Below are 25,928 nucleotides of genomic sequence, written 5' to 3'. Positions count from 1 at the left end.
TATTTGATGTTATTTCAAGTCGGTTACTTTATCCTCGCCGCGCTCTTCTACGTGGCCAATCGCCACTTTTTGCTGCGGCACGTTCTCGCTACGCATGGAAGCGCCCCCAACATAAGGAATGAATCGTGAACGCTGTGATATTTCGCAAGACCCTTCTCGCCATGGCTGTGGCTGCAACTGCTGTTCCGGCTTTTGCTGAAACAGTCGAACTGACCAACGCGGGTTACAAGAGCGAGCGTCAGACCCATACCGGCAATCTCGAGATCAACGGTGCCTATACGGGCAGTGCGGTTAAAGATGCGATCGAGCTCAACGGTTCGACTATTGAAAAGGGCCTGATCCTCAACGCGAACATCACCGGTTCCGGTAATTTTGCCAGTAGCGAAGGGGTCAAAGGCATCAGCCTTGAGGGCGGCAAGATCAGCGGCAGCGTCATCAACCGCGGTCTGGTTGACGTTACCGGTCAAGGCGCGACAGCTCTGGATTTCGCCACGAGTCTGAAAGCTATCGAAAACCAGGGCAGCCTCTCCGCCAGCGGCGCGGGGTCTGAAGGTCTTCGAGTCGATGGGGTCACCATGATCGGCAATAGTGCGGACATAATCAATACCGGGACGATTCGCGGCGAGGGCGCTGCTATCGTGATGGGTACTACAACATTCTCCATGATTGGTGCTCAACCCTGGTACATCGAGCGGGGCGACTTCAATATCTATAACAGCGGTTCGATCATTTCCTCTGACAGGGCCATCGACGCCTCCAAAAGCAATCGTCCGATCGAGCTGATCCTGAGACAGGGTAGCGTCGTTGTCGGTAACCTGATCGACCTGAGCAATATCGAGCTTGAAGGGGATACTTCCTTCACAGGTACTGACAGCCGTAAGGATGGTTACAACATTCGCCTCAAGAGCGGCGGGTCGGTTTACGTTGGCGGCAGCTCCGACAGTCCGACTACCATGACTTTCGAATCCACGCACAGCAGCATTAATGGCGATCTGTATGTCGACGCCAACTCGGCGCTCGGCCTGAATCTGAGTAAGGCCACTGATACAAAAACCGCAGTGCTGAAAGTTACCGGTCTCACTCAGTTCGAACAGGGCGCGCAAGTAAAGCTCGCGGCCAAGGGTGACGACTTCAGTGCCAACGGCACCACTTACAAACTTATCGAAGCAGGCAAGATCGAACTGCTGACCAAGGATGGAAGCGCGGTCGATTCTGCCGGCAAGCTCGATGTAGTCAGTACCTCGGCGCTGCTTAAAATCGACAGTTATACCGTTGACGGCAAAGAGGTGGTGGCTGTGGTCACCGGCAAAGGCAAGCAAGAAGTCGCCCAGATCATCACTGACAATGGTGGTTCTTCCAACGATCAGGAAACGCTCGTCAATCTGACTGGCGACAGCATCATCAGCAAGCTGAACGACAGTGATGCGTTCAAACAGCTTTTGTTGAACGCTGACGGGGGGCAACTCGCCAAGCTGGCCTCTCAGCTATCGCCGGAGGTCAACGGCGGGGCCAGAAGCGCCGCTACTACCAGCCAAGGCCTGATCAGTAACGTAACCGGCAGCCGCACCAGTTCGATACGCGGCGCGTCCTCTGGCGAGGGCTTCAAAAATGCAGGTGTCTGGGTCCAGTCGCTTTACAGCGATGCCACTCAAGGCCAGCGTGACGGGATTGCGGGCTACAACGCGTACAGCAGCGGCGTCGCTGTAGGCGCTGACGGCAAACTCAACGACAACCTGACGCTGGGCCTGGCCTACAGCTTCATCAATACCGACGTGAATGGCAAAAGTGGCAACAAAACCGAAGTCGACAGCCATGCATTCACTCTGTATGGGGGCTTTGAGCAGGGCAATTACTTTGTCGATACAAGCCTGACTTATGGCTTCAATGACAATCAGGGCAAACGCAGCATCGCCGGTACACGTGCCAAGGCTGATTATGATAGTGACCTGCTGGGCCTGAACCTGGTGGGCGGTTACACCTACCACGTCAGCCCGCAAGTCCTGGTCGAGCCGCGCGTGGCGGCACGTTACAGCCAGGTGAACATCGACGGCTATCGCGAGAAAGGCTCGTCGGCTGCGCTGAAGGTTGAAGATCAGCGTTATGAAGCCATTGAGCTGGGCGCGGGCATGCGTGTGGCTGGCAGCTTCCTCCTGGGCGCCGGAACGCTGGAGCCACAGGCCAAGCTGATGGCCTACCACGATTTCGCCGCCGACGAAGCGCAGAGCACGTCCACCTTTCTGCTCGGCAGCACACCGTTTGTGACCAGTGGCGCCAAGGCCGTGCGTGACAGTTACGAAGCGGGCGTGGGGGCCGACTACAAACTGGGCGCAGTTACACTGGGCGTCAACTACGACTACATCGGGAAATCGGACTTCGATGCCGATGTGTTCTCTGCCAAAGTGCGTTACGACTTCTGATGTGGAGTTACCGCCTCGTTCGAAAACGCCTGGGCGGTATCCTTGCAGTGGTGATGGTGCTGCTGTTAAGCGGGGCCATTGCCGGTTGTCAGTCGCCACGCGTAGGTCTACAGCAATTGGCGGAGCAGCATGGCCGGCAGATGCAGATTCTGTCGGCACAGCCCTTCCCACTGGCGGCGCTATTACCGCCAGAGACCTTCAGGACGCCTCGTCTGCGGGTCTATCTGGAAGGCGACGGTCATGCCTGGGCCACCGCCACTCAACCCAGTCTCGACCCAAGCCCGCGTAAGCTGTTCGTGCCGCGGATGGCAATCAACGACCCGACTCCCAGCGTCTATTTGGCGCGACCTTGTCAGTTCATCACGGCACCGGCCTGCAACCCTGCACTCTGGACCGATCGCCGCTTCTCCCAGGACGTGGTCACCAGCCTCAGCAGCGCGCTGGACCAGATGAAACAACGTTACGGTAATAACGAGTTCGAGCTGATTGGTTACTCAGGCGGCGCAACCCTTGCGTTGCTGCTGGCCGGACAACGAAACGACATCACCCGGATCCAGACCATCGCTGGCAATCTGGCCCCGAAGCAGTGGACAGCGCTAAAGGGGCTTTCACCCCTCACCGGATCGTTGGACCCACTGGATTACATCCAGCGCCTTGCATTGATACCCCAGCGTCACTTGTCAGGAACGCGCGACGAAATGATCCCGACCGAACTGGCAACGCTTTACAGCACGCAACTAGGCAGCGGCGCGTGCAGTCAGTTGATCGTTGTCTCGGGCCCGAGCCATGAAGCTGGCTGGGAAGAGGTCTGGAAGCTGTGGAGAGAGCGGGACTTAGAAGTCTGCCCGTGACAGTCCTGTATCTGACCAGAACGGACTGGATTGAATCGCTATGAGTCATTCTTTACGCAAGCGCTCATCCAGCATATCCAGCAACGCTTGCTGACTCATCGACGCCTGTTTGGCATAGCACGAGACCAGCAGCTCAAGCGGATGAATTCCGATCCTTGTCGCGAGCTGATCCAGCTTCTCAAGCGTCGGGCTCTTCAATCCGCGTTCGATCTCGGACAGATACGTTCTGCCACTAACCCCGACAAAATCCTCCTGTGTAAGCCCCTTCGCTTCGCGCGCTTCTTTCAGTGCTGCTCCGATTGCGTTGCTCAGATCCATGGCGCACCCCCTTTACAAAAGGAAGGGATTTCGCTTGAATGCACGTTATAGCGCTACACGCTATAGCATTCATTATGCCGAGTGCGCTTTACAAGGATGAGTCGCTGCCACAGCAAAGGAGTAGATGCTTCATGAGTCGTCACAAAGCCTGCGGATCGCCGCAACGGCGTCATGCTTCAAGATACCTGCCGATCTGCAAAAAATGTCGCGCTCTCCAGCGCATACGCTCGCGGATAGGTGTTCTAGCCGAGGCATCCCCAAAGCCCAAGTCTTCGACTAGCCCCCAAATCGTCAGCGCAATGTACGCCTATCTCATGACCAGCTGGGAAGAACTACCCGAGCAGAACAAGCGTGCGCTCGGCTTTGATTCAATCGTGGGCGGCGAAGAGGAAGAGGCAGCGCTGAATCGATTGGCAACGCTGTTTATGGAGTATGCAGATGTTTCCCTGCGCAGGGCGCTGGTGGCGCGGCGCAGGCGGTTGGGGGAGGGCGGTGGGTAGTTTCTGCGCGCTATCGGACAACCAGCAAGGTACTGCCAGCGGCTGATTTGGCTGGAAGCCTCTCAAGCAGAAGATATCCACGGTTTGGCTGCAGGAAGAAAGCGGGAGGCATTAAAAAGCCGGCTTGTGGTTAGCTTTTTATTTATATAGGTATATGAAAATAAAGACGTTAATGTTTTTAACACACTCTTCGCTCCCCCATTCGTTCCCCCACTTTTTGCGATTTCTTTCTGGTCTTTTTTTGGCAAAAACCGGCTTTTTTTGGAGCTTTTTGCTTGGTGGTTTCCCTCAGTTTGCGCTGATCAGCCGGCGGAAAACTCTCTTCTTGAATTTATTTCGCAAGTTCTCTATGACAGCAGGGAAGGTCAAATGCTAGATAGGCATTTTGTAGTTGATTTCTCATGGCCCAAATCCAAGGTCAGCTTAGCTGGTTCAACGACGGGGTCGCGGCTGACTTGGTCAGCAGCCTGCAGGCCAGGTTACCCTCAGCTTCGACCCTCACTCGCTGTTGAAACACAGTCTAATGCCGGAATTGTCTGCAGTCGTAATAGCTGTGACCTCATGCTCCATCAACATATTTCACTGGACAGTTCTACTGTTCATCGTTCTGACAGTTGAGCCACTTTATGTGAGCACTAGTTCCATCCAGCCCTGGGTAAATGGTCGCTCGATGAATACCGTAACGATAGAGTTGTTGTTTTAGCTTTTTTCTTATTGCATTCGGAATAACGACTTTATGAATTTGTTCGGATGTAAAGCCTTGTGTGACGTTTTGATGGACAGTAAATAGTCCGCTTTGTGCAATTATTCTAGGTGTCAAGTGGGCAGGTGTATAGCGAAGGACGGGTTGGTCGCTGGGAAAAAGCAACGGGTTCTGATACTCGCTCAGCGCTAAATCAACGGGTGGCTGATTATCTACATAAATGTATACCGCTGAGTCAGACTTGCAGTCTTCTTCAACTGAAAAATATAGGGCTATTAGGGGGTTGGTTGTCCAGTCTAGGAGTCGTGTTGGTAAGCCATGATGTTGGGCTAGCGCTAACCATTCCCAATCATTTCTCGGTGTGAAATTTAAATGAGGTAGGGCCTGCTCCTTGAATTGTTTGAATATGGTTTCCTCCGACTCTTCAATTTTTGTACTGTCTATAGGCAAGCGGCCTATGGACGGGGTTATTTCAAATCTAGAGTCTTTTACGCCGCGGAATACTATATTTTTACCTTGGTGTTTCTCAATTAAATTGTGGAATTCAACAAAGCTGTGAATGGTTTCTTTTCGATATTCGTCAATATATAACTGCAAGTTTAGATTGAAGTTGTTTTTGCGTATTTTTTCAATTGAAACTACTTCGGAATACAGTTCAGTGCTCTTGCGCTCAGAAACGGCGGTTAAGATTTTGTCTAGGTCTTGTTTGCGAAGATAGTTGTGCCATCGCTCTTTTCCGTACTCATCACTAGCATCGATAAATAGTATGTTGTCGAAGTGCGTGCGTTGCTTCTTGAAGACTAGAATGCAAGCGGGAATGGCAGTCCCATAGAATAGGTTTGGTGGAATCCCTATGATTGCATCAAGGCAGTTCAGTTCTTGAATTAGATGTTTTCGGATGCGTTGTTCAATGTTTCCGCGGAATAGCACTCCATGAGGTAGGGCGACGACCATTACGCCTTCGTTGTCCAACTGGTGGAGCATATGCTGAACAAAACCAAGGTCAGCCTTCGAGCGAGTTGGCTCGGGACCATAAGTTCTAATTAGATTTTTGCTGCTGTAGGAGTGGTCTGGATTCCAGCTTGCGCCAAAAGGAGGGACGGAAACTACCACGTCAAAGCGTTTGTTTATATGCTTAGGATTTTCCAGTGTGTTGCCGAGCTGAAGATTAACGCGGCTAAGGTCCTTGCCGTGCATTATCATGTTCATGCGCGCTAGGATAAGAGTGGTTGTGTTTATGTCTTGTCCGGCCAGTTCGTGGAGAACAAGCTTTTGATTTGCGACTGCTAAAAGCAAACCTGCCGAGCCGCATGCAGGGTCGTAAACATTAATGATTTCATTTTTATCTTGTGTCGCTAGCTTTGCTATCAGTGTTGCGACTGAGGTAGGGGTTAGATATTCACCTCCTCTCTTGCCGTTACTTCGTGCAAGGAATTCTAGTGCTCTGGTAAATATTTCCCCCATCTGCTCGTCGGATGCTTGAGTCATTCCAAGTGGAATGCAGTCGAAGGCATGAAGTACCTCCCGAAAATTTCTGTCATCAATTGAGCGATGGGTGTATTCGTTGATCAATACGCCCTGTAGTTCAGGGTTTTCGCTTTCAATCGAGGCGAAGATTTTTTCTAAAGTTCGATTTAGGTCGAAGCTTTCAGTAGTTAAATCTTGCCAGGAACACCCTTTTGGAATGCGGAAAGAATTTGGTCTTATGGTTGCTTCCAAAATTCGGGGTGGGGATTTCTCGGAAAATACATCGGAAATCCTTTTGAATAAAAATATTGGAAGTAGAATGCTTGTAGATCTATCGGGGGACACGGTTCCGCGTAGTGCGTCTATCCCGCGCTGTAAAGATTTTATGATTTTTGCTAGTAATTCAGCAAAATGCTCTTCGTCTGGCATAGGTTGATTCCTAATAAAATATCAGAGTTCAGTTCTATCAAATTTTGTTCAAATTATTATTTTTGCTGTGTTTATAGTTTGTCGGTTGCACAATATGCGTCTAGAAAAGTAGGTTTGACTTCAAGTTTTGCGGCCAATGTAGTCAGTTTCCAGGTCACAGTATCGCGCTCCCTTTTTTAGTCTTGGTTGGGGTAGTGGGGCGTTTGATCATTGGTCTGCCAGCTTAAGTAAATCGAAAACCACTCGGGCAAATTTACTGGTCTTAACCGGATCGGATAGCAGCTGCATCATCTGGTTCTGATGAGCGTCGCCGCTGTCCATAATCGCGTCATCAACCGCATTGGCGAAGTTGCCAAGCAATGCTTGTTCGGGAGTATTGTTTGCCAGTTGTTGCATAACCAATTGGTTTTCACTGACCTTGTCACGAATGGTGTAGGCGTAATTGATCATGTCTTTTTCAGTCAATTGGTCCGTCACAAACAGCTCGTTGAGTCGTTCCAATATCTGCGAAAGCAGTTCTTCTTTTTTGTCTTTGGCTGCCGCTGATCCGAGCCCTTCACCTGGCACGAGCTTATAGTCGGGCGAGTCTTCTTTTAGCTTCAGGTCTTGCTGGCGTATTTTCGAAACACGGTAATGGCTGAGCACGATACCAGTGAGGTCAATATCATCCTCATCCACAGCGGCTTCACGCAGCATTGGGCTTAGATTGCGTGCGTACAGGCTGAGCTTTTCCAGTTGCTTATCATCGTAATCGACGATTTGCGACATGAACTCATAGAAGCGTACAAAAGTGCCCAAGTCCTTTTTGAAGACGTCCAGAGCGTCCTTGGCTTGCTTGCATTCCTTCAGGTCATTTTCAGCGTTGGCAATCAACACTGCATCCTGAGTCTTTTTGATTCGCTCAAATATGTCTTTCGAGTGTGCATAGGCATCAACCGCCAACTTGTAGCGTTTCGTCCAGCGCTCGACCGCAGGCTTGCAAATGTTAGCAATCGCCGCATTGCTTTTGTTTTTGATAAAAAAGGCCGCGGAGAACTGCTCAACCTCGCTGGACTTGTAAATACCCGCCGCGTTGAGCTTCTCAAACAAATCGAAGATCAAGTCTGGATCGGAAACATCTGCCAGCTCTGCCGTCTGAAAGTACGGTTGGAAAGAGTCGAGGATGCCTTGCGGCTCGTTGAAGAAGTCCAGGATGAACGTGCCAACATCCGCCTTGCCGGGATACGTACGGTTTAAGCGTGACAGGGTTTGCACGCACTCGACGCCGCCGAGTTTTTTGTCCACATACATGGCGCAGAGCTTGGGTTGATCAAAACCGGTCTGAAATTTGTTGGCAACGATCATCACCTGATAATCATCGCTATCAAAGGCTTTGCGCATATCGCGGCCTTTGAGGTTGGGGTTCATGTTGCTCTCGGTGTATTTATTGCCAACTAGCGCGACCGCGTTTGGATCTTTCTCGGTGAACTCCACCTCACTGGAGAATGCCACCATAGCATGAATTTTTTGGTAGCCCTTATCGACGATGTATTTGTCGAAACACAGCTTGTAGCGCACGGCCTCTTTGCGTGAGCTTGTGACCACCATGGCTTTGGCTTGTCCGCCCAACAGGCCCATCACGTTGTTGCGAAAGTGCTCAACGATCACCTGCACCTTTTGCGCGATGTTGTACTCGTGCAGGCGCACCCACTGATTGAGCTTGACCTTGGCTTTTTTGCTTTCGACTTCCTGATCCGCCTTGTCGATTTTTTGCGCCAGGTTGTAGGCCACTTTGTAGTTGGTATAGTTCTTCAGGACGTCGAGAATAAAGCCCTCTTCAATGGCCTGACGCATGCTGTACACATGGTAGGCCTCGGGCTTATTGGTTTTAGAGGGTTGCTCTTCCGGATTGGGCAAACGGCCAAACAGCTCCAGTGTCTTGGTTTTCGGCGTGGCGGTGAAGGCAAAGTAACTCAGGTTTTTTGACGCCTTGCGTGACGCCACGGCGGCATCGAGAATGTCCTCAGAGTTGAGTTCGTCCTCACCATCAGCCTTGGCCTCAATCATCAGCACTTCTTTGAGCTGACGCGCTATAGAGCCGGTTTGCGAGGAGTGGGCTTCGTCGGCAATGATCGCGTAGCTGCGTTCTTTCAGGCTGACGCTATTCTCGATGGCGCGCAGCACGTAGGGAAAGGTCTGAATGGTGACAATAATAATCGGCTGTGAGTTCTCCAGCGCGGCTGCCAGCTTCTCTGATTTCGAGCCGTCGCCTTCCTGATTATTAATGCGGCCAACTGCGCCATCGACATGTTCAAACTGGTTGATGGTGTCTTGCAACTGATCATCCAGAACAGTGCGATCCGTCACCACAATCACGGAGTTGAATTGCTTGCAGCCCTGCGTGTCGTAAAGCGCCGACAGCTGATGCGCTATCCAGGCAATCGAGTTGGATTTACCAGAGCCGGCGCTGTGCTGGATCAGGTACTTATGGCCAGAGCCTTCGGTACGGGCCGCTGTGACCAATTTATTCACTACATCCCACTGATGGTAACGCGGAAAAATCAGGCTTTCTTTTTTGTATTTACGACCCTCCCAATCTTCTTTCTCTTCAATTTGCAGATGCACAAAGTGCCCGAGAATCGACAGCAGATTGCTGGGCAACAGCACCTCATTCCACAGATAATCGGTGGCGTACTGGTTAATGTCTGCCGGCACATCATTACCGGCACCGCCGACAGTGGTGCCCTTGTTAAATGGCAGGAAGAAGGTCTCCGTGCCCTCCAAGCGCGTGGCCATATAAACCTCGTACTGGCTCACGGCAAAATGCACCAGAGCACCACGCTTGAAGGTCAGTAGTGGCTCTGGCTTTTTGGTGATTGGGTCGGTGGCAAAGCGTGTGGTTTTGTATTGCTTAATGGCGTTATGCACAGCCTGCTTGAATTCGGATTTCAGCTCTAGCGTGGCGACCGGCAAGCCATTTACAAACAGCACCAAGTCAATTCGCCAGGCTTTTGCCTTGCTGCCGGACTGTTCGAGATGTTCTTTGCTTGCCCAAGGCGAATAAGCCACCTCAGGCACGACACAGCAGCGGTTCTTAGCGTAGCGAGCCAAGGTATCGGGGTTTAGATCGTGTTCAGGTTTGAACTGGCATAGACTGAACCGGGTGCCACGGTGACGAAGTTCATGGCGCAACACGCCCAGCGTGCCGAAGGTGCGCATTTCTTTGCTGGCGGCATTGGGATCAGTTTTATTCAGTTGGGTGGCAACACGTTCAAGAAAGTGGCACTCTGGGTTGCTCGGGTAGAGCGCGCAGAATTTTTGCCACTGTTCAACCTGGGTTTCTTTGACAAAACCCAGCAGGTCGTCGGGGTACAAGGCCAGTTCACGGTTGTAGTGTTCCGCATTGCCCAATAGCCAGCCACTGGCCAATAAATGCTTGAGCATGTCGTTCTGAAACGTCAGCTCGTTGGCCTTACCGCTACCCAATACACTCATGCGGCTACTTCCTTATTGGTTTGACTATTTTTCTGTGCAACCCAATTCCTCACATCAATTTTGCCGGTAACAGCCGCAGAGATTAGGGCTGTGCGGTGCTCTTGGAGTAATTCGATTTGGCGTCCAGCAACAATGATTAAATTATCATACGTGGAATTGACCTTAGAGATGTAGTTCAGGATCTCATTTATCTCGGTGCTGCCAGGTATGGGCACACAAATATTCTTGAACTCATCCCAATATAGTCGGAGCCTGAAGTCGGTTATTCCCCTAGAGTATCTCTTCGTTTCCACTATGGCATTTTGTGTGCGGAGCACTAATTCAAAATAATAGGAGTTAAGGGACGTTGTAGGTTGGCATACAACGTATGCAGGGCTCACTAGTCCCGACAGTTTTGATGCACCGAAACTTCCTTGCCATGCACGCATCATGTTGTAAATGAGATAGTTTCTGTGGACGATTTTGTAGAGTGATCTGTCTTCGCTTCTTGCTACTTTTCTGTCTAGTTCTTCCTCGTTCAATTCTTTGTCGGATATCCCATGATGAATTGAAACGCTGAGAACCGGATACTCCAATTCAACTTCGCTAAAGGCCCTTGAGCTGCTTTCTGTAAATAGCAAGCCGATACGCTTAACACTCCAGTGTTCAGGTATCTCGCCCAACCACGCAATACCCGAGTCACGCATTTTTGCGTTGGAGTTCAAGCCTTTGGTCACGGCATGGCTAATCACCGATTGACGTTTTTCTTTTAGTAGTTGGATGAGCTGTTGTTGTTTTTCTATCAGGGTGTCGATTTTGGCGGTTTCGTGATCGAGGAAATTGGCGATCGCCGATTTTTCGCTTTTTTCATAAGGCGTTGCAAATATGTAGTTGCCTAGGTGCTCCTGAGTCATGCTTGGTAAGGCTGTGTTGGTTGAATACCTTCCAAACTGGATTGTCAGTGCTAAGTAATAAAGGTACTTTGGAGGGATGTCTTTATTTATTTCCGTGTAATACATGGTGTCTACCGTCCAAAACGGTTCGTTGATGTATAACGGTTTGTCAATAGTGCCTTTGCGGCCGAGAAGAACAGACTCTTGATCATACGTGAACTGAGAAGCGTAAGTGAATTGCCCGCCGGAGCCGATTACCGGGTAGCCATCATCAACCTCAATGCTCTTGTAATCTTGCCCGTTCTTTATTTTTGCCATATATTTTAAACGGCAAAGCTTCCATGATTTTGGTATGTCTCCAAGCCACTCTATTCCAGAGTTTTTATATTCTGAATATGGCTTATATCTCCCAGGCATTACGAATGCACCTCTTGCAGAAGTTGCATTATTTCGGCGGACACAGCATCCAGATCGGCATCGATTTCGAGTAAATTTCGGGGCGGTTGATACTGGTAAAAATGCCGATTAAACGGAATTTCATAACCGACAATGCCCACTTCCTGATCCTTAGCGTCTTTCTTGCTGGCATCAATCCAGGCATCGGGCGCGTGCGGTTGCACTTCTTTTAGGAAGTATGCCTCGTTAACGGCATTAACGCGCTGGCTCGGATCCAGCGCGACGTTTTCGTTATCACGCAGGTCGCTATCGGTTTGATATTCCAGCACCTCGCCGTTAACGGCAAACAAGCCGTATAGGGGATTGGCTTTGGTTTTGTGAATTTTCTTGATGACCTTTGCCGCTGCTGGGTTTTTCCAGCTCACGGTATCGGTAATCTGCTTTTTCTCTTTTGCATCTAGGGCAATACCTTGTTGCTTACAGGCGGCCTTGAGCGTGTCGTCAAACGTGTTCATGTCGTCGTGCTTGGCAGTGCCAATGATCTGCTGCAGGCTTCGCGCTTTGAGTAATAGGCGCTTCTGATCTAACCACGTTGACCTGTTGAGCAGATCCTTGATGTGTTTCTCTTTCAGGTCGGCAAAGTGCAGTTTGAAGTAACGGCGAATGGCGTCTTCATGCGCGCTCAAGTCACCGTAACGCTTACAGGTATCGCTGTCGTTCCAGCTATCACCCTCTACGGCGCTGTACTCTTGGTAGAGCCATCGCATGGCGGTGTTGATGGCGCCGGGGGCAAAGCGACATTCAGCTATGCGTGCGTCACTGAACTGGAAGGACAGCCGCAATGGACGCTCAATGCTGATTCGGCGATAGCCGAATTCATGGCTGTTGAATATCTTGCTGGCGAAGGTCTTGGCAGCCTCGGCTTTCGGGTTAACAGACTGGCGGCCACGATTGCTTTTTTGTGTAGTTTGTTTGTCCAGTTTGTAGGTATCGACTGCGGCAAAGCTGCCGAAGGCGCGGATCACTGTGGCGATATCGCTTTCATCCATTTCATTGCGCTTGGAACCGAGGGATTTGCGCATTTTTCCGCACAGGTTCACGCCATTAATCAGTTGCACCTTGCCCTTGCGCTCTGCGGTTTTTTTGTTCGACAGCACCCAGACATAAGTGGAAATGCCGGTGTTGTAGAACATGTCGGTGGGCAGCGCGACGATGGCTTCGAGCAAGTCAGCTTCGAGGATGTGGCGGCGGATTTCCGATTCGCCAGAGCCGGCGCCACCGGTAAACAACGGCGAGCCATTGAGGATGATGCCGATCCGTCCGCCGCCTTGAGATCCGTCGCGTAGCTTGCTGAGCAGGTGCATTAGGAACAACAAGGAGCCATCGCTGACGCGTGGTAAACCTGCGCCAAAACGGCCACTGAAACCTTTTTGCATGTGCTCGTCACTGATCTCTTGCTCAATTTTTTTCCAATCCACGCCAAACGGCGGGTTGGAGAGCATGTAGTCAAATTCAGTGGCGTATAGCTGATCGTTCGACAACGTGTTGCCGAGCTTGATGTTACTGATGTCCTGCCCTTTGATCAGCATGTCAGCTTTGCAGATGGCATAACTCTCGGGGTTGAGCTCTTGACCATAGGCACGCATCACCGCGTGTGGGTTGAGTTCATGCACGTATTCCATGCCCGATGAGAGAAAGCCGCCGGTGCCCGCCGTTGGGTCGTAAATGGTGCGAATGATACCGGGCTTAGTCAGCGCATCATCGTCCTCCATAAACACAAGGGAGGTGGTGAGGCGCACGATATCGCGTGGAGTAAAGTGCTCCCCGGCGGTTTCATTCGAGCTTTCCGCAAAACGACGGATCAGTTCTTCAAACACGAGCCCCATGTCGTGGTTGGAGACCGCGGCGGGGCTTAGGTCAGTCTTACGAATCCGTAGCACGATCTTGTAGAGCAGATTGGCATCGTTAAGCTGACCGATAAATTCGCTAAATTTGAAGTGTTCGAAAATTTCGCGGGCGTCCTTGGAGAAGCCCTGCAGATAGGATTCGAGGTTGGCTTTGATGCCCGCTTCACCGAGTTTGGAGAGATCCATTTTTGAGGTGTTGAAAAACGAAAGCCCACCGCTAGCTCTTAGCAGCAGTTTCTCTTGGGCTTCTTCGGAGTGATTGAGTAGCAGGAGTTTTTCATGCTGAATCAGCACCGCTGCTTTGGTCGGCTCCAACACACACTCCAGGCGACGCAGCAAGGTAAATGGCAGAATGATCCGACCGTACTGGCTTTGCTTGAAATCCCCACGGAGTAAATCGGCCAATGACCAGATGAAAGCGGCCAGATTGTTGGAGGCTTGCGACATGTTCTGAAGTCCTTGTAGTGCTCGGAAGCTGCTGAACCACTTCGCAGCTCGGTGATGAATATAACTGGGGCGCATTATGCTGCAACGACAGCGAGCGGTGATGGCCTGCGTTGGATATTTCCTCTCATTAGGTCGTGGGGGCGGGGAGGTGACGATCGCCGCCTAAAAAATAGCCGTGGCGCATCCAAACGTGGGAAAGCCTGTGAGATCACCGCAGTCCGTCCTTCCACGCGGGTCCATCCAAACAGGGCTGCAAAGCCGCCCTGCTTGGATGGACCTCAATTAAAAAATCTAAAGCACACGCAACTGTCTGTGGAAAACCACAGATTTCCACCGGTGGATAATTTCACCCACAGCCGCATAATTCCCGAAAATTCGAGCTTGCCCCGAATTATCCACAGGCGTAGAAAAGATCGGGCAAAGCGCTGTCGTTGACAGCAACCTAGGTAGCCAGAACCTTTAAGGCTACGCCACACCGTGGTGGTTCTCCCAAAGTGCGATTAGCGTCCGGCGGCTCGCACGGTCACAGGGATGTGATGGATGCCTACTTCTACCAGAGTGCCACTGCGGCAACTCATACCCTTTTATAGCTGCCCTGCAGCAATTTATTCGCTTGGCCATTTCATTGCGCCAACCTGCGCCCGTCTCTTTCTCCCCGAAAGAGACGGGCGCTCCTACCGCTGCTGCAGCCCAACTCGTACAAGGCTTTGCGGCATTACCCCTTGTGACAATAGGCGTGACAAACACCGAGGTCACCAGCAACAGTAATGCAGATGATGGTGCCGCAGCCCAAGGAATGGGTTGCACCTGACTGACAGTCAGGCATGCCCCGGTCATCTCATCACTGCCTTCACCCGACTCAGGATCTCGCGGCGCTGATCTCGTCAGCCAGTGCAGCCTCCACCCGCCCACTTCTTCGGAGGTGTTCAGGAGGCCAGATCCTGAGATGCCCAAGCTCCCGGTCGTAAAGAGCCGTCAGTCCCGCGTTAGTGGACAACCCTCACAGGTCGCAGGGGCCTTGATCCCTGATAACACTCAACATTTGTGGCGGGATGACGTGGGGAAGGTTTTAAAAGTTTTGGCTTCGAGAGGAGTTCGATCATGGCACTGGTGGGTAGGCGAGATGGACGCAATTTTGGCTATGGTCGGCAGTTGAGCTATGCCGGGCCACAGGCATTGAAAGATCTGTTTGGCGGGGGGCATTACGGTACCGTCAAAGCACACAGTGATCGCTGGCAGGCGTTTGTGCGTTGGTGTCGGTCGGAAGATGGGCCAGGGTATAACGATTCACGGCAGATAGATCGGCAGATCTTGTTGGACTATGCCGGACATCTGTGCAAACAAATTGAACAAGGGGCTATCGGCATCGCCACCGCGCAAAACCGGTTATCCAGCGTGAACCGGACCATGGCCGCGCTTCGTGGTGATCAGTATGTGAAAGTGCCGAGCCCGAGCAAGGTGCTAGGGATGCGACGCACCTGTGTTCGTCGCGCGGTACCGCAAGGCCAAGACCGCGAGCACGTGAAACGGATCGTCGACGTGCTCTGCGAACACCAAATGCCGCGCGCCGCGGCCATCGCACAGTTAGCGCGAGCCACCGGGATGCGCTTGCGCGAGACCATTTTGGCTAACCTTCCGCGCCTAAAGTGCGAAACCGAACAATTCGGCAAGATTAATATTCAGGACGGCACCAAAGGTGGCCGATCCGGTGCGTCGGCACCTCGCTGGATTACGGTAGATGATCATATTCGTGACGCACTGAGATTTGCCGAACAGGTCTCGCCCGACGGTAGCCACAACCTACTTGCGCCGCACGAAAGCTACCTCGATTTTCATCGGCAGATCGTCCGCCCTGCACGGGAGATCCTCCATACGAACAACCTCAAAGGCTTCCACGAATTGCGGGCGGCCTATGCGTGCGAACGCTATGAGCAGATTACCCATCATCCCGCCCCCATTAACGGAGGCAAGTGCTACCAGCTCGACCAGCGCCTCGATCAAGAGGCTCGAGAACAAGTCAGCTATGAGCTGGGGCACGGACGTATCGACGTGGTTTCGGCTTACATTGGTGGTCGAGCGTGAGCAAGCCATTCGATATGGAACTGTTCCTGGTGAGCGTCCTGACCGGGTCGCACACCACCCGTCAACGTCACCTCCGTCAGGCGAAGGCTATCCAAACAGCGATAGCTGAGTGCTGGCAACGTGACAATCCATGGACTTGGCAGCAAAAGCATCTCGCATGGTTTTTAAAGCACCACGTGAACCTGCACGCGGAATCGACGCGCTATTACTTTCTGCTGACCATCCAATTGCTCACTCTTCGTTTAGGGAAATCCTGGCAGTTCAACCGCTAAACTTGATCATTAGCGCGTTCCTGCGTCGTTCCGGATAATCTCACTATCGCTGCCACCTTTGGATGTAGCGTACTGAGCCCAAACCTTCATCAGCTCTCGACGCTTTTCGAAGAAGTCAGATCGTGAGTAAGCGCTTTCGGTTTCACCTCGCTGATCATGAGCCAGTGACAGTTCACAAATCTCTCGAGGGAAACTGGTCTGCTCGCCCGCCCAGTCGCGGAACGTTGAGCGGAATCCGTGGCGAGTGATGCTTTCGTAACCGAGCCCGTGCAATAGGTTACGAATGCCGTTGGCATGCATGATGCCGCTACGACCACTCCCTGGAAATACATAAGGGCTTTCGCGGCCGAGCTTGGGAAGATTCTTGAGTAGTGAGACGACCTCTGGCGCCAGTGGGATCGCGAAAGCCTGGCGGGTCTTCATTCGCTCGTCGGGCAAAGACCAGCGACCGGACTCAAGGTCGAATTCATCCCAGCGCGCGAATCGGACCATGTGTGAGCGAGCGCCGGTTAGGATCAGTAACTGAGCTGCAACAGAAGCGTGGCTGGTGTCCTTACGCAAGGCCTCCATGAGCTTCGGCAGGTCCTGCCAATTCAGCGCGGGATGATGCAGGCGTTTGCGAGCTTTCTTCTTCTCATGTCGGCTGAGCAGGTTTTCCAGATGGCCGCGCCAGCGTGCCGGGTTCTCTCCGGTTCTGAGACCTCGGGTTCTGGCGGCATCCAGGATCTGTTCGATTTGCCCTCGAACCTCGTCTGCCGTCCGTGTTTTGCTTGACCAGATTGGTTGTAACGCATTGATCAGATGTTTGGTCTCGATCTGGTCGGCTGACAGCTTCCCTATAGTAGGGAAAGCATAGAACTCAAGTTTCCTCAACCAGCCCTTGCGCCATTTCGCCGACCAGCTTGATTCATGGGCGTCTCGGTAGTCAGAGGCCAGCTTCTCGAAGGCAATCAACTGCGCCAGTTCCCGGCGAGTGGCTTCCCGCTGAGCGGCTTGTGCAGCCTGTCGTTTCGCGAGTGGATCAGTACCATTGAGGATCTGGACTTTATTTTCATAGGCGGCTGCGCGGGCTTTTTTCAGGTCGAGCTGAGGGTAACTCCCCAGACCCATCTCCCTGCGTTTGCCGTTCAATTGAAAGCGGAGTACCCAGGTTTTTCGTCCTGAGGGTTTCACCAAAAGACGAAGCCCTTCACCGTCTTCGTACGTCCCAGCCTCAACCAGACTCTTGACTTGATTGGCGGTCAGTTTACCCATTTTTTTGCCCTCTGTTCCCCCACTTGTTCCCCCACTTACGCGTGGAACGCCTCGGATCAAAACGGAAGTCACAGGAACAAAAATAGGTTGAAACCCTTGATCTAGCAAGGCTCTCGCGATTTTCAGTAGATGAGGATGGCTTTCAAAAAGACATTAAAAAGCCGGCTTGTGGCCGGCTTCTCGTAGGCGGTTCTGATCTATTTTTGATAGACCGCAATCGCCTTCAACAGGTGCGCCTCTTGAAGAAGCGCGAATAGGCAACAAGGCAAACGGATCACATGCCCCGTTCAAACACCGCATCGCATGACTGCGTCAGGTGCTCTGGATGGCGAACAGGATACTGAAGTTCGCCTTCCATGCCCAGCCCGAATGCCTTTCAACCGCGAACGCCTCATAACAGCAGCATGGCATTACGTCGGCTGTTCAGCGTCGACCACCAGAATATCCAGCCCAGAATCCGTATTTTCTCCCGGTCGATGTCTTCGGCGCTGAACAGTTCGTCCGGGTATTCGGCGTCGTTGTGGCTGCGCAGGCGCAGGCCGCCGTTGGGGAGGCGGTAGAGGTAGCGGACGCGCAGGATGCCGCCGTGTTCGAGTGCGTAGATTTCGCCGTCGATGACCTGGGTCAGTTCGCGGTCTACGCCGAGGATCGAGCCGTCCTGGATCTTGTCGGCCATGCTGTTGCCAACCATGGCGACGCACATGCAGTTTTTCGGGTCGATGCCCATATTCTGCAGGACTTGCAGGGGTAGGCGGATTTTCTGTCCGGGGGCTTCGGCGAGGACGGTCTTGCCGACGCCGTGGGTGGATTCGGCTTCCATGAATATCTGGATTTCCACGTCGCCGCGCGACACGTTTCTGGCCTGATGAATGATGACGCGGGTATCGCCGCCAGTGTTTTCATTGGCACAGTCGTTAGGGTGTTTGGGGCCTTCGCCGGTGCGCAGCCAGCGGGCGTTGACGGTCAACAGTTCAGCCACCTCGTCAATCCGCGCCATGGGCACGCCGCGCTTGAACCAGTTATTGACGTGTTGCGGCGTGATTTTGCGGTTGGCGGCAAAATCAGTCGCTGTGAGATGGCACTCCCGAAGGAGGATGCGGAGTCGATCACCTGATGTATTCATAGGGCGAAGTCTACGGACGTCGCCGGGGCGTTTAAATGAACGAGGTGTTGACGTCGACCTTATCCCGGGGTGCGCATGGCTATCCGGACTACGGATGGAATGAATGTCGTGTAGGTGGATTCCGTAATAGTGCTTTTTTGGCTAAACGACGTATTGCGCGTTTACCCCCGCTATACGGGCATTAACGAACTGTTTATCGAATGTCTAAAAGCCGGGCGCATTTTTAAACGTGCGCGCTGCAAAAAAAACGGGTGGTTGTGTTTCAGCGAGCGAGGTGTGCGGGGAGGTGCAGCGAGGAGGGGGACAAGCGTGTTTCAGGGCACGCGTGTGGCGTGCCCTGAAACGCCAGATCGATGATCAGCCTTTGAACGCTGCAACCGATTTGGTGATCTCGGCACGGGCAGCATCAGCGTTGCCCCAACCTTCGATCTTCACCCATTTGCCTTTTTCGAGATCCTTGTAGTTCTCGAAGAAGTGCTTGATCTGCTCGAGCAGCAGCGGCGGCAAGTCGGTGTACTCTTTCACGTCGACGTAAATCTGGGACAGCTTGTCGTGTGGCACTGCGATAACCTTGGCATCGCCGCCGCCGTCGTCAGTCATGTGCAGGATGCCGACCGGGCGTGCGCGGATAACCGAGCCTGGGGTAACCGGGTATGGGGTTACCACCAGCACGTCCAGCGGGTCGCCGTCGTCAGCCAGGGTGTTGGGGATGAAACCATAGTTGGCCGGGTAGAACATTGGGGTGGCCATGAAACGGTCAACGAACAGGCAATCGGAATCTTTGTCGATTTCGTATTTGATCGGCGCGTGGTTGGCCGGGATTTCGATGGCGACGTAGATGTCGTTCGGCAGGTCTTTACCAGCCGGAATCTTGCTGTAGCTCATTGGGCATTGCCCCCCTAGTTGACCAGACAGATTGTGGCGCGAACCGCCATAAAGTGGTCCGGATTATAGGCATATTCTGTTTTGGTTGCCACGCATGGCCTTGGAGGCGGTCAGCTGTCCCGGTAAGCCGGGTCTTGTCGACGCATCAGGTCAAGCCGCGCCAGGGTGTCCTGACGGTAGAACGCTTTCAGTTGCTCGTAGACTGCCGGGTAACTGCCGTGCAGCAGATCAGGCGCGCTGAAGAAGTATTCGCTGGTCACGGCGAAGAACTCGGCCGGATCTTCGGCGGCATAGGGATCGATGGCGGGTTCGGCGTCGGGGTCGTGGTCCAGTTGCCGATTGAGATCATTGAACGCGCTTTGCATGACGCGGGCCCATTCGGTCACCTGCATATCGCTGTGCAGCGGCGGCAGGCCATTGGCGTCGCCGTTGAGCATGTCGAGCTTGTGCGCCAGCTCATGGATTACCAGGTTGTAGCCATCCCAGCCGCCGCTGCTCAATACACCAGGCCAGGCCAGAATCACCGGGCCCTGCAGCCAGGCTTCGCCGCTGTGCTCGCCATCCCACTCGTGTTCGACGCCGCTGGCATCGCGATGGCGCTGCGGGCTGACGAAGTCGTCGGGGTACAGCACGATTTCATGAAAACCCTGATACCAGTTCAGTCCGCCCAGGTTCAGCAGCGGCAGTTGCGCCTGTGCGGCGAGAAACAGCCGTTGCTCGTCATCCAGATCAACGCCCGGCAGCGCGCTGAGGTGTTTGTCATGCAGAAACAGCACGCAGGCGTCACGCAGTTGCGCGTGCTGCGCTTTGCTCAGACCATCGAGGATCGGCAGACGTGCGCACACGTTCTGCCACAGCTCGTCAGCAACCGGGTGTCTGGCAAGCTTGCGCTGCCTGCGCCAGTTGCTGAATGACCACATGATTCAGCGCGCGTCGACCGGACGCACGGTGCGGCTGCGCACCACGCCGATGATCATCGGCACCAGCGACAGCAGGATGATTGCCAGGACCAGAAAGGTCAGGTTCTGCTTGATGAATGGTACGTTGCCGAAGAAGAAGCCCAGTGTTATCAGGCTGCCGACCCACAGCACCGAACCCAGCACGCTGAAGCCCACGAAGCGCGGATAGGACATTCTGCCCACACCGGCCACAAACGGCGCGAAGGTGCGGATAATCGGCAGGAAGCGCGCCAGCGTGACGGTCTTGCCGCCGTGGCGTGCGTAGAAATCCTGGGTGCGCAGCAGGTAGTCGCGGCGGAAGATTCGCGAGGTCGGGTTGCTGAACAGCTTTTCGCCCGCTGTGCGGCCGATCACGTAGTTAGTGCTGTCGCCCAGAATCGCCGCGAGCATCAACAACCCGGCCAGCAGCACCGGGTCCATGCCGCCACCGGCAGCCACGGCGCCGGCGATGAACAGCAGCGAGTCGCCTGGCAGGAAGGGCATGATCACCAGCCCGGTCTCGCAGAAAATCACCAGAAACAGAATCGCGTAGACCCATGTGCCGTAGTTGGTCACCAACAGGTCAAGGTAAACGTCGAGATGCAGAATAAGGTCGAGCGGGTTGAATTCCATTAAGGCACCTGAGGCGAGACCCTGTCCGGGGTCGCATGCGGAGAAAACGACTGTGCGGTATGCGCGGCATTATAGAAGCAGAATGCACAGAAGGGGCTTCGGAATAAGCGGCGGCTTTGAATGGGGTGTGAGCGGTAAGGTTTTCATAAGCGGCGGGAACAGCAGGTCGAGGTATTCGGGCGCTGCTTGATGAGCCCAATGGTCAGGCCGCAACGTTCATCCGGGCTGATGCCGGACGCCGGGATGATTACGCAAATCTGCCCGGCGACTTTGAACGGCACAATCCAGTGAGGGAGCTAGTGCGGCGCTGCAGGGCCGTCGAGGAGGAAATTGCCGATGGGTTTATCTGAGTGATCGTCAGCGCCGTCTGCTTCCAGAATCTGCAGTTCAGCCTCGTCTTTCAGGTTGACCCCGGAAATCTGCCGTCTGCAGGCCTCGCGCATCAGGTACAGCAGCCGATGAGCGGCCATGCCGTAGCTCAGGCCTTCAAGGCGTACATTGGAAATACAGTTACGGTGCGCATCATTCAACCCGACCTTCGGTGCGTAGGTGAAGTACAGGCCCAGACTGTCCGGAGAGCTAAGGCCAGGGCGCTCGCCGATCAGGATGACCACCATCTTCGCACCCAGCAGTTCGCCGACTTCATCGGCCACTGCGACGCGGCCCTGCTCGACCATGATCACTGGCGACAGGGACCAGCCCTCAGCGCTGGCCTGTTCTTCCAGGCGCATGAGGAAAGGCACCGCATGTCGATGCACCGCCAGGGCGGACAGACCGTCGGCGACCACTATCGCCAGATCGACGCCGCCCGGATGAGCGGCGGCGAAGTCGCGCAACGTCTGCGCTGATTCGTCATTCAGGCGACGGCCCAGGTCCGGGCGCTGCAGGTAACTGTCCCGGTCGACGGCGGCGCTGTGCAGCAACAGGGTTTCACGGCCTTTTTCATTCAGTTGCGCGCTGATCGCGGCATGGTCGAAGGCCAGATGCACTGCATCACGTGCCTGCGCATGCGCGGCTTGAAAATCCAGCTGCGCAGAGGTCGGCAGGCTGGTGCCGGTACGACCCAGCGCAATGCGCGCGGGGGTCAGGCGGCGCAGTTCCAGCCATGGATTGGCGGGGATGGCGCCGTCTTGTAGTTCGTTCATCGGCTCGTCACTCATGCTAGATGCGCCAGTGCCTGACGGAAGGCCGGCGGCAGGCTGTCGCCGAAGCGCACACGGCCGTCGGCCTGGGTGAAGATGCCCATTTTCTCCAGCCAGGCTTCGTATTCCGGTGCAGGACGCAGGCCCAGGCTTTGCCTCGCGTACAGCGCGTCGTGGAAGGAGGTGGTCTGGTAGTTGAGCATGATGTCGTCGGAGCCGGGGATGCCCATGATGAAGTTGATCCCCGCGACGCCCAGCAGGGTCAGCAGGGTGTCCATGTCGTCCTGATCGGCTTCTGCGTGGTTGGTATAGCAAATGTCACAGCCCATCGGCACGCCCAGCAGCTTGCCGCAGAAGTGATCCTCCAGACCGGCGCGAATGATCTGTTTGCCGTTGTACAGATACTCGGGGCCGATGAAACCGACCACTGTGTTGACCAGGAACGGGTTGAAATGCCGGGCGACGGCGTAGGCGCGGGTCTCGCAGGTCTGCTGGTCGACGCCATGATGCGCGTTGGCCGACAGCGCGCTGCCTTGGCCGGTTTCGAAATACATCAGGTTTTGCCCGAGGGTGCCGCGGTTCAGGCTCAGGCCCGCTTCATAGCCTTCCTGCAACAGCTTGAGGCTGATGCCGAAGCTGGCATTGGCGGCTTCAGTGCCGGTGATTGACTGAAACACCAGGTCGACCGGCACGCCACGGTTGATCACTTCGATAGACGTGGTGACGTGGGTCAGCACGCAGGACTGCGTCGGGATTTCATAGCGCTGGACGATGGCGTCGAGCATTTCCAGCAGGGCAACGATGGACGAGGTGCTGTCGGTGGCCGGGTTGATGCCGATCATGGCATCACCATTGCCGTACAGCAGGCCGTCGAGCACGCTGGCTGCAATGCCGGACGGGTCGTCGGTGGGGTGATTGGGTTGCAGACGTGTCGACAGCCGGCCGCGCAGGCCCATGGTGTTGCGGAAGCGCGTCACCACGCGGATTTTCTGCGCCACCAGCACCAGATCCTGTACGCGCATGATCTTTGAAACGGCAGCGGCCATTTCCGGAGTCAGGCCCGGGCCCAGCGCACGCAGAGTGGTTTCGTCGGCCTTGTCGCTGAGCAGCCAGTCGCGAAAGCCGCCGACTGTCAGGTGGCTGACCGGAGCAAACGCCAGCTTGTCGTGGGTGTCGATGATCAACCGGGTAACTTCGTCCTGCTCGTAAGGGATCAGGGCTTCTTCAAGAAAGTGCTTGAGCGGAATGTTCGCCAGCGCCATCTGCGCGGCTACTCGCTCGCCGTCGTTCTGCGCCGCGACTTCGGCCAGATAATCACCGGAGCGCGCAGGACTGGCCTTGGCCATCACTTCTTTGAGGCTGTCGAAGCGGTACGTCTGCGCACCGACAGAGTGGGAAAAGCTCGCCATACAGATTCTCCATGACGTCGCGCTGCTTGCGTCGGACGTAGTCTTTCGGTGAAACGGGTACGCCCCGCTTCAAGCGACTGTGGGAAGAGATGAAAGCAATTAATACTCCACCCTGACCGGGAGTGCGAGTTTGCAACTATGAGCAGAGTATTCAGAGGAAAGATGCATCACGCCAGGGCGCGATGCACAGGGTTGGTGCGCGATGCTGTTTGAGATGATTATCGTGCTGACACCGCGCATTCAAGATCGGACGCAGAGCGTCCAGAAAGGCATTCCCACGCGGAGCATGGGAACGATAAACATCCTGAGACGGCGTACAGGATCGGACGCAGAGCGTCCAGAAAGGCATTCCCACGCGGAGCATGGGAACGATAAACATCCTGAGACGGCGTACAGGATCGGACGCAGAGCGTCCAGAAAGGCATTCCCACGCGGAGCATGGGAACAATAAACATCTTGAGACGGAGTACAGGATCGGACGCAGAGCGTCCAGAAAGGCATTCCCACGCGGAGCATGGGAACGATAAACATCCTGAGACGGCGTGCAGGATCGGACGCAGATCGTCTGGAAAGGCGTCCCCACGCGGAGCATGGGAACGGATAGACATCTTGAGACGGCATTCAGGATCGGACGCAGAGCGTCTGGAAAGGCGTCCCCACGCAGCGCGTGGGGACGATCATCGCGGGGCTGGTGCTAGAAAAAGCCCAGCGGGTTGGTGTCGTAGCTCACCAGCAGGTTTTTGGTCTGCTGATAATGCTCAAGCGCGATCTTGTGGGTTTCGCGGCCGACGCCGGATTTCTTGTAGCCACCGAACGCGGCGTGTGCCGGGTACAGGTGGTAGCAGTTGGTCCACACGCGGCCGGCCTTGATGGCCCGGCCCACGCGGTAGGCGCGGTTGATGTCGCGGGTCCACAGGCCTGCGCCCAGGCCGAACTCGGTATCGTTGGCGATGGCCACGGCTTCTGCTTCGTCCTTGAAGGTCGTGACGCTGACAACCGGGCCGAAGATCTCTTCCTGAAACACGCGCATTTTGTTGTTGCCTTTGAGCAGCGTCGGCTGGATGTAGTAGCCGGTGGACAGGTTGCCCTCCAGCTTCTCCACTTTGCCGCCGGTCAACAGTTCGGCGCCTTCGCCCTTGGCGATGTCCAGGTACGAAAGAATCTTGTCGAACTGTTGCTCGGAGGCCTGGGCGCCGACCATGGTGTCGGTGTCCAGCGGGTCGCCGCGCTTGATCTTCTCGACCTTGCGCATCACCGCTTCCATGAACTGTGGGTAGATCGACTCCTGCACCAGCGCGCGGGACGGACAGGTGCAGACTTCGCCCTGATTGAAGAACGCCAGCACCAGGCCTTCGGCGGCCTTTTCGATGAACTCCGGCTCGGCGCTCATGATGTCTTCGAAGAAGATGTTCGGCGACTTGCCGCCCAGTTCTACGGTGGACGGGATGATGTTGTCTGCCGCCAGTTTCATGATGTGCGAGCCGACGGGCGTCGAGCCGGTGAAGGCGATTTTGGCGATGCGTTTGCTGCTGGCCAGCGCCTCACCCGCTTCGCGGCCATAACCCTGCACGATGTTCAGCACGCCAGGAGGCAACAGGTCGCCGATCAGCTCGATCAGCACGCTGATGCCCAGCGGCGTCTGCTCGGCAGGTTTGAGCACGATGCAATTACCGGCAGCCAGCGCAGGGGCGAGTTTCCAGGCGGCCATCAGGATCGGGAAGTTCCACGGGATGATCTGCCCGACCACGCCCAGCGGCTCATGAATGTGATAGGCCACGGTGTTGCCGTCGATTTCGGCGGCGCTGCCTTCCTGCGCGCGCAGCACGCCGGCGAAGTAGCGGAAGTGGTCGGCGGCCAGCGGGATGTCGGCGTTGAGGGTTTCGCGGATCGCCTTGCCGTTGTCCCAGGTTTCGGTGATGGCCAGGACTTCCAGATTGGCTTCGATGCGGTCGGCAATCTTCAGCAGGACCAGCGAGCGGGCCTGTACCGAGGTCGAGCCCCAGCCTGCAGCGGCGGCGTGCGCAGCGTCGAGCGCCTTGTCGATGTCTTCGGCGGTGGAACGCGGAAATTCTGCGATGGCCTTGCCGGTGACCGGCGAGGTGTTGGTGAAATACTGGCCTTTGACCGGCGCGACGAACTCGCCGCCGATGTAGTTACCGTAGCGCTCCTTGAAGTTGACGATAGCGCCTTCGGTACCGGGATGAGCGTAACGCATGGTATGTCTCCTGGTTCTTGTTGTGAGGGAGTCTGTATCGATTCTGCTTTCGGGTAGCTGACAATAAGCGTTCAAGAATAGGCCATTTGCATTCGGCCGTGGCTAGGACTTTAGGCTTATCTGCCGGGCATTGAAATGGGGCGTGCGCGCAAGACAACGGACAAACTCAGGGTGCCATTTCACCGTCCCTACGT

Annotated in this window: 18 protein-coding genes; 5 read left to right on the top strand and 13 right to left on the bottom strand. The window is 54.6% G+C overall.

Annotation, left to right across the window (positions count from 1 at the left end):
• Positions 1–125 precede the first annotated feature (125 nt).
• A complete protein-coding gene (locus JOE33_RS10985; RefSeq protein WP_338125231.1) occupies positions 126–2,417 on the top strand; it encodes an autotransporter outer membrane beta-barrel domain-containing protein in 2,292 nt (763 codons plus the stop codon).
• On the top strand, positions 2,417–3,268 hold the full coding sequence (locus JOE33_RS10980) for an alpha/beta hydrolase (protein ID WP_187625072.1): 852 nt from the start codon (positions 2,417–2,419) through the stop codon (positions 3,266–3,268). The genes JOE33_RS10985 and JOE33_RS10980 overlap by 1 nt, the downstream gene beginning before the upstream one ends.
• A 45-nt stretch (positions 3,269–3,313) precedes the next feature.
• Here the strand turns inward: JOE33_RS10980 and JOE33_RS10975 are convergent, their stop codons facing one another.
• On the bottom strand, positions 3,314–3,586 hold the full coding sequence (locus JOE33_RS10975) for a helix-turn-helix transcriptional regulator (RefSeq protein ID WP_054994400.1): 273 nt from the start codon (positions 3,584–3,586) through the stop codon (positions 3,314–3,316).
• A gap of 299 nt (positions 3,587–3,885) precedes the next feature.
• On the opposite strand from JOE33_RS10975, the gene JOE33_RS10970 reads away from it, so the two are divergent.
• Positions 3,886–4,086 (top strand): hypothetical protein, encoded by a 201-nt coding sequence (locus JOE33_RS10970; RefSeq protein ID WP_003384292.1) that lies wholly within the window; start codon positions 3,886–3,888, stop codon positions 4,084–4,086.
• A 592-nt stretch (positions 4,087–4,678) separates the two neighbouring features.
• On the opposite strand, the gene JOE33_RS10965 is transcribed toward JOE33_RS10970, so the two are convergent.
• From JOE33_RS10965 to JOE33_RS10950, 4 genes are all read right to left on the bottom strand, one after another.
• Complete coding sequence (locus JOE33_RS10965; RefSeq protein WP_187625073.1) at positions 4,679–6,685, bottom strand: type I restriction-modification system subunit M; 2,007 nt, start codon at positions 6,683–6,685, stop codon at positions 4,679–4,681.
• Between the two features lie 207 nt (positions 6,686–6,892).
• Positions 6,893–10,159, bottom strand: a complete 3,267-nt coding sequence (locus JOE33_RS10960; protein ID WP_187625074.1) for a DEAD/DEAH box helicase family protein — start codon at positions 10,157–10,159, stop codon at positions 6,893–6,895.
• On the bottom strand, positions 10,156–11,448 hold the full coding sequence (locus tag JOE33_RS10955; RefSeq protein WP_187625075.1) for a restriction endonuclease subunit S: 1,293 nt from the start codon (positions 11,446–11,448) through the stop codon (positions 10,156–10,158). Before JOE33_RS10955 ends, JOE33_RS10960 begins: the two co-directional genes overlap by 4 nt.
• The gene (locus JOE33_RS10950) at positions 11,448–13,781 is read right to left on the bottom strand and encodes a class I SAM-dependent DNA methyltransferase (RefSeq protein ID WP_187625076.1); all 2,334 of its coding nucleotides are present in this window, start codon (positions 13,779–13,781) and stop codon (positions 11,448–11,450) included. The genes JOE33_RS10955 and JOE33_RS10950 overlap by 1 nt, the downstream gene beginning before the upstream one ends.
• Before the next feature lie 1,101 nt (positions 13,782–14,882).
• Between JOE33_RS10950 and JOE33_RS10945 the strand changes: the two genes are divergently transcribed.
• On the top strand, positions 14,883–15,863 hold the full coding sequence (locus tag JOE33_RS10945; protein ID WP_187625077.1) for an integrase domain-containing protein: 981 nt from the start codon (positions 14,883–14,885) through the stop codon (positions 15,861–15,863).
• The gene (locus JOE33_RS10940) at positions 15,860–16,135 is read left to right on the top strand and encodes a hypothetical protein (protein ID WP_187625078.1); all 276 of its coding nucleotides are present in this window, start codon (positions 15,860–15,862) and stop codon (positions 16,133–16,135) included. The genes JOE33_RS10945 and JOE33_RS10940 overlap by 4 nt, the downstream gene beginning before the upstream one ends.
• A gap of 9 nt (positions 16,136–16,144) precedes the next feature.
• Here JOE33_RS10940 and JOE33_RS10935 read toward each other — a convergent pair whose 3' ends face one another.
• The 8 genes from JOE33_RS10935 to JOE33_RS10900 form a co-directional block, all read right to left on the bottom strand.
• Positions 16,145–17,389 (bottom strand): site-specific integrase, encoded by a 1,245-nt coding sequence (locus JOE33_RS10935; RefSeq protein ID WP_187625079.1) that lies wholly within the window; start codon positions 17,387–17,389, stop codon positions 16,145–16,147.
• 391 nt (positions 17,390–17,780) lie between these two features.
• Positions 17,781–18,512, bottom strand: coding sequence for an XRE family transcriptional regulator (locus JOE33_RS10930; RefSeq protein ID WP_010427869.1), 732 nt, complete (start codon positions 18,510–18,512; stop codon positions 17,781–17,783).
• Positions 18,513–18,869: 357 nt separating this feature from the next.
• On the bottom strand, positions 18,870–19,397 hold the full coding sequence (ppa, locus tag JOE33_RS10925) for an inorganic diphosphatase (RefSeq protein WP_010427871.1): 528 nt from the start codon (positions 19,395–19,397) through the stop codon (positions 18,870–18,872).
• Between the two features lie 110 nt (positions 19,398–19,507).
• On the bottom strand, positions 19,508–20,317 hold the full coding sequence (locus tag JOE33_RS10920; RefSeq protein WP_187625080.1) for a M90 family metallopeptidase: 810 nt from the start codon (positions 20,315–20,317) through the stop codon (positions 19,508–19,510).
• Positions 20,318–20,320: 3 nt separating this feature from the next.
• The gene (locus JOE33_RS10915) at positions 20,321–20,968 is read right to left on the bottom strand and encodes a DedA family protein (RefSeq protein WP_032615360.1); all 648 of its coding nucleotides are present in this window, start codon (positions 20,966–20,968) and stop codon (positions 20,321–20,323) included.
• Between the two features lie 296 nt (positions 20,969–21,264).
• Positions 21,265–22,128 (bottom strand): ethanolamine ammonia-lyase subunit EutC, encoded by an 864-nt coding sequence (eutC, locus tag JOE33_RS10910; protein ID WP_010427877.1) that lies wholly within the window; start codon positions 22,126–22,128, stop codon positions 21,265–21,267.
• Positions 22,125–23,519, bottom strand: coding sequence for an ethanolamine ammonia-lyase subunit EutB (locus JOE33_RS10905; protein ID WP_054993605.1), 1,395 nt, complete (start codon positions 23,517–23,519; stop codon positions 22,125–22,127). The genes eutC and JOE33_RS10905 overlap by 4 nt, the downstream gene beginning before the upstream one ends.
• Positions 23,520–24,213: 694 nt before the next feature.
• Positions 24,214–25,734: an aldehyde dehydrogenase family protein gene (locus JOE33_RS10900; protein ID WP_032615356.1), complete on the bottom strand. Its 1,521-nt coding sequence runs from the start codon at positions 25,732–25,734 to the stop codon at positions 24,214–24,216.
• Positions 25,735–25,928: the final 194 nt, after the last annotated feature.

It is taken from the genome of Pseudomonas sp. PvP027 (assembly GCF_017833005.1).
Taxonomy (GTDB): domain Bacteria; phylum Pseudomonadota; class Gammaproteobacteria; order Pseudomonadales; family Pseudomonadaceae; genus Aquipseudomonas; species Aquipseudomonas congelans.
The sequence above is the reverse complement of the archived record's forward strand: the minus strand, read 5'-3'. Positions and strand labels throughout refer to the sequence as shown.